Source organism: Prevotella sp. AM42-24 (assembly GCF_003461825.1).
In the GTDB taxonomy this organism is placed as follows: domain Bacteria; phylum Bacteroidota; class Bacteroidia; order Bacteroidales; family Bacteroidaceae; genus Prevotella; species Prevotella hominis.
Genome location: NZ_QTXV01000108.1, coordinates 1 through 5,438 on the forward strand (window position 1 = coordinate 1; position 5,438 = coordinate 5,438).

Consider the following 5,438-nt stretch of genomic DNA (forward strand, 5'->3'; position numbering starts at 1 on the left):
AGCTTGCAACTGAACTGTGCGATAGTTCCGTTGATTGTCACTCGTCCCATGATAGGGACAACTCCGTTTCTCTCCTTGCTTCCATTTACATAGAAGACTGTCTTGAATGTACTTCTCATAATTGTTTGCTTTTTGTTCAGTGCAAAATTAAACTATGAGAGCTGCATGGCAAATTCACAACCCGTGCAGAATGGAGAAACAAGAACCGACACCGTTAAAAAAGCTCATTAGGACGTTTTTCTGAGGTAATGAATTGAAAGCGTTTCCACTTCTCAAATCTGCTATTTTCGCATTTCCTCACGAACGTCACTTAAAGCCAACAACAGCCACAACCACTTGAAACTCAAAACAAAAGCCCAAATCTGCTATTTTTTGCTTTTTTAGTCATTCTTTTAGGAAAAAAACAGGGAGAAATCCCTATGATGTAATGGAATATCCCTAAACAATTTGGAAATTACAAGTTTTTTGTTTATCTTTGCATAAGATAAGCTGCATCTCAGCAAAATATTCAAGCAAGCTTGATATTCTGCATTCGATTTGCATTATCTTTGTCGAAAATATTAACTTAAGAATATGACCAGAAGAATCATACACATTATTATATTAGGGCTATTATCAATATCCGGATATTGCGGAACACCCTATTGTGACATCAGAAAGTTCTCTATTCTGGATGGACTTGCTGCCAACAACATATCAGACTTATGTCAGGGAGCAGACAACATGATGTGGTTTGCTACCTATAATGGTCTGTCATATTATGACGGCTATACTTTCCACACCTTCCGCGACTTACCTGATAACCAAGATGTCCTCAGTACGAACCGTATTCGCAATATCTTCCCTTGCACCAACTATGACCTTTGGTGTATTACATACGACCGTCGCCTCTACGTATATGATACCCATTTATGCGACTTTGTAAACATAGAGGATCAAATCAACGAGAAGTTCAACATCCATCTTTATGCCGATAAAATTTACCCCCTAAGTCCAAAAGCAAGTTGGATAACTACAGCTGACCACAAATACGCAATCAGAATTTCAGGAAAAGAATTTACAGACGACAATCCAAAACTCATCATGGGAGGAACTAAAAGCCTGCCAAGTGGAAATATCTGGTATATAACCGCCGACAAGAAGGGGCGTGAATGGATCCTTACTGACAAGGGTACTCATATCTATGGTACCAAATTCACCACTCCAATTCCATTTAAATGGTTCCGACAGGTAGGCAACACCATTTACCTGGCTACAACAGATGGCAGAGTTGCCGTCTTTGATGAAACCAGAAACCATATCTCCATGATTCCGATGCCGGAAGGAGTCACAAAAATCAATGAATTAAAAAATACAGGCTATCAACTCCTGATAGCCACCAATATCGGTGTAGTAGTCTATAATCCACGTACATTCAAATCAGAAGTTGTAAGTGTTCAGAACCCTAACCAGCCTGTAGCAGAAGTCAAGAAGATATACGTAGATAGCAAAGACCTGCTATGGGCATTTACTGACGGTATGGGTGTAACCATCATCAATCCGAATACATTGGAGAAGAAATGGTTGTTTGCAGACCAGGAAAATCCAGTTTTGCGTACTGTCAGCGAAAAATATTTCATCATGGAAGATGAACACAATACGCTATGGATGATACCTAATGGAGGTACATTCTGCTACTATGACAGAGCAAAAAAAGAATTAGTCCCTTATGTTTTGCAAAGCAACTCTCAAGGCAATGCAAGTATTCCAAGAATCACTAAATACGTAATTTCAGACCAAAAAATTCTTTGGGCAACGGGTATTCATGACCTTACACAAATCAACTTCAAATATCATGAATATACGCTGAGCCAAGTTGAAAATACAGATAGCGAAGTACGCGCCGTCACACTTGACCATAATCGTAACTATTGGGATGGATTTATCCCTGGATATTTAAAGATTAGCAATGACAAGCATCAGAAGCTTGGCTACATCACCCCAAGTGGTCAATTATCCCAAACACCAGTTCAGTTCTCCACCTGTGGCATCTATGCACTCTACGAAGACAGTCAGGAATACATGTGGATAGGAACAAAGGGAGACGGGCTCTATCTTTTGAAAGACGGAGAATTGCAGCATTTCACCCATAATCCGGCAGACCCATACTCTCTGCCTGATGATAGAATCTATGATATTGTAAGCGATAGACAAAACAGAATCTGGATTGCGACTTTTGGAGGTGGACTGGCCGCTGTCGAAAGAGTAAACGGCACCTATCGCTTCATTTCAAACAGAAATAAACTCAACTGGTTCAAGAATGGGCTCTACCAAAGAGTACGCCGAATTACATGTACCAACAAAGGTACCATATTAGCAGCAACAACCGACGGACTTGTTACATTCTCCGACGAAATCAAGGATTATTCCAAGATTAAATTCTATCATTCTAATCATATTATAGGTGATACAGCTTCCCTCATGGCAAGCGATGTCAACTATACATTGGTTCGTTCTAACGGAGATACTTATATCTCTACATTAGGTGGTTGTCTGCAAATTACAACCAGTAAATCATTATTAGAAAATAATATAAGAGTCGAATTCGTCAAGAATATCAACCAGGACGAAGGTATTGTACAGAGTATGATAGAAGATAATGCAGGAAATATCTGGATTATCAGGGAATCCAGTGTCGATAAATTCAATCCAAACACAGGAAAAATAGATGTTTTTGGACCAAACGATTTTGATTTCCACATGACGTTTACAGAATGCCGCCCTTTCCATGATCCTTCAACGGACAAGATTACACTCGGTACCCCTATGGGGAGCATAACCTTTGATCCGAAGGTACTCAATAAGACTACCTATCAACCGAAAATACTGTTTACCTCTCTGCACTTCAACGGAGAGGATCATACCATTCCTATCCTGCATAGGTCAAATATAGTCATTCCTTCTAACAAGAGAAATCTGACCATAACCTTTGCAGCACTTGACTATACCAGAAAGTATCAGACATACTATGCATATCGTCTGGAAGGTCATACACCAGAAGGCGTATGGATTCCATTAGGAAGTCAAAATATGATTGGTTTCAACCGCATTCCTCATGGTAAATACATCCTCAAGGTAAAAGCCACCAATACACATGGCGTCTGGAGTAAATATATCGCAGAACTCCCGATAGAAATCGAACCCACTTTCTGGGAGAGCATATTGGGAAAAGTCATTCTTTTCATATTGTTCATCTTAGGTCTTGGCTTAGTATTCTATATGTATAACAACCGACAAATACAAAAACTCAGCCATGAAATGAGTGTACTGAAGAACAATTTCTTCAGCAATGCTTCACACAAATTGAGAACCCCACTTTCTCTGATAGGCGGTCCAATAACAGAAGTGTTAGAAAAAGAAGAAGGACTCTCAGAAGAAAGCCGAAACCTCTTGACATTGGTTCAAAGGAATGCCAAAGAGATGTATCAGATGGTCAACCAAATGCTGAAGTTTGACAACAATAGCAATTTCTATGAAGATGGAGGTCTTGACAAAGATTCTCATGTAATCCACGAAAATGGAGAGATAGAAGACTCAAATGCCAAGAACTACATAGAAGATGTAGCTTTAGACTCTGCAGAAGAATTTGAAAAGGGAGAAAAAGATATCACCATACTCGTGGTAGAAGACAATGCGGACCTACGCACCTTCCTGGATACAATTCTGAGAAAGGACTACAATGTATTACTTGCAGAAAATGGAAAGAGAGGTCTTGAAATGGCACGCAAATTTGTACCAGACTTCATCTTAACAGATGTCACGATGCCTGTTATGGATGGAATCACCATGGTACACTATATCAAGCAAGACAGCAATATCTCCCATATTCCAATCATCATACTCTCTGCCAAGGCCAGTCTGGAAGACCACCTCAAGGGATTTGAAGAAGGAATCGATGGTTATCTGACCAAACCATTCTCTGCCACTTACCTGAAAGGCAGAATTGAAGCGGCGATCAACTATCGCAAGAGTCTGCAACAAGAATTGCTCAGAAATATTCATTTTGAAGACGAAACGCAAACGAGTCATAACACGACTGTTCAAAACAAAGCAGAGGAGCCTCAACGTATTACGATTGGCGAATCTACCATTAGCATACAGGATCATACCATCAAGAAAGTGCTGAAGTTTGTCTTGGAAAACATTTCTGATCCAGACATGAAGATAGACGATATTGCACAGGCCATGGGCATGAGTCGCAGTGTACTCTATGGAAAAATCAAAAATGCGGTAGGATTGACTCCTATTGATTTCGTCCGCCACATCAAAATTATGAAAGCCATCGAGATGTTACGGGATACTGATGAAACGCTGACCAGCATTGCATTCGCTGTAGGCTTCAGTGATCCGAAATATTTTTCTAAGGTGTTTAAGAAAGAAATGGGTATAATTCCAAGTGAATATAGGGAGAAAAACAAATAAAAACAGTTTGATATACCCTAAAAAACAAAAAATACACCATAAAAAAAAGAAATTTATTATACTTTTGCATCAGTTCTTAGAAAAGTTAAATGATAGATTTTTTGTGAACTTCTTAAGATACAAGTAGTTATCCATACAGAAGTTCAAAAAACCCAGGGTTTGTGAAAATCCTGGGTCTTTTTATTTTCTAAGTTATTACTTTTTTAGAAAAATTATCAGTCATAATTTACTCTTCTAAAAGAAAAATAGTATCTTTGCACTCTAAAAGAAGAAATAAGAATAAAATATATAGATACAAACAAAAATGAGAACTGTTTACGAATTCTCTGTCAAGGACAGAAAGGGAAAGGATGTTTCCCTCAAAGAGTATGCTAATGAAGTATTACTCATCGTCAACACTGCCACAAAATGTGGTTTTACTCCACAGTATGAAGAACTGGAGAAATTATATGAGACCTATCACTCTCAGGGTTTTGAAGTCTTAGACTTCCCTTGCAACCAGTTTGGTCAACAAGCTCCAGGAACAGACGAAAGCATCCACCAATTCTGTAAACTTACATACGGTACAGAATTTTCTCGTTTCAAAAAGATAAAGGTAAATGGCGATGACGCTGCTCCTCTTTACAAATTCTTGAAGGAAAGCAAAGGGTTTGCTGGTTGGGATGAATCTCATCCTCTCTATCCTGTGCTCGACAAAATGCTCAGCGAAGCTGATCCTAACTACAAAGAGAGCAATGACATCAAATGGAATTTTACTAAATTCCTGATTAACAAAAAAGGTCAGGTTGTAGCTCGTTTTGAGCCTACCACCAGCTTTGAAGTAATTGCCAAGCAAATAGAGGAACTTCTGAAGGCATAAGAATCAACGTATATGTGCGATATCGTTACCGTCTGATATCGCCATCATCGTTTGTAGGAATCTATCCCCCAAATAATAGAGAAAGAGGGTGTGTCATAAGTCTGTGACGCACCCTTTT

The 5,438-nt window shown here is 39.0% G+C and carries 2 protein-coding genes and 1 pseudogene; 2 read left to right on the forward strand and 1 reads right to left on the reverse strand.

Features of this window, described 5'->3' with window-relative positions:
* A pseudogene (locus DW917_RS16085) lies at positions 1–122 on the reverse strand (site-specific integrase); the annotation flags it as partial.
* 451 nt (positions 123–573) lie between these two features.
* On the opposite strand from DW917_RS16085, the gene DW917_RS16090 reads away from it, so the two are divergent.
* Entirely contained in the window at positions 574–4,461 is a 3,888-nt protein-coding gene (locus DW917_RS16090) for a response regulator (protein ID WP_233524796.1), read from the forward strand.
* 304 nt (positions 4,462–4,765) lie between these two features.
* Positions 4,766–5,320, forward strand: coding sequence for a glutathione peroxidase (locus DW917_RS16095; protein ID WP_118120348.1), 555 nt, complete (start codon positions 4,766–4,768; stop codon positions 5,318–5,320).
* Positions 5,321–5,438: the final 118 nt, after the last annotated feature.

What these genes read in the sequence shown, in the direction of transcription:
- DW917_RS16095 (WP_118120348.1), top strand. Translation starts at nt 4,766, where the DNA reads ATGAGAACTGTTTACGAATTCTCTGTCAAGGACAGAAAGGGAAAGGAT.
- DW917_RS16090 (WP_233524796.1), top strand. Translation starts at nt 574, where the DNA reads ATGACCAGAAGAATCATACACATTATTATATTAGGGCTATTATCAATA.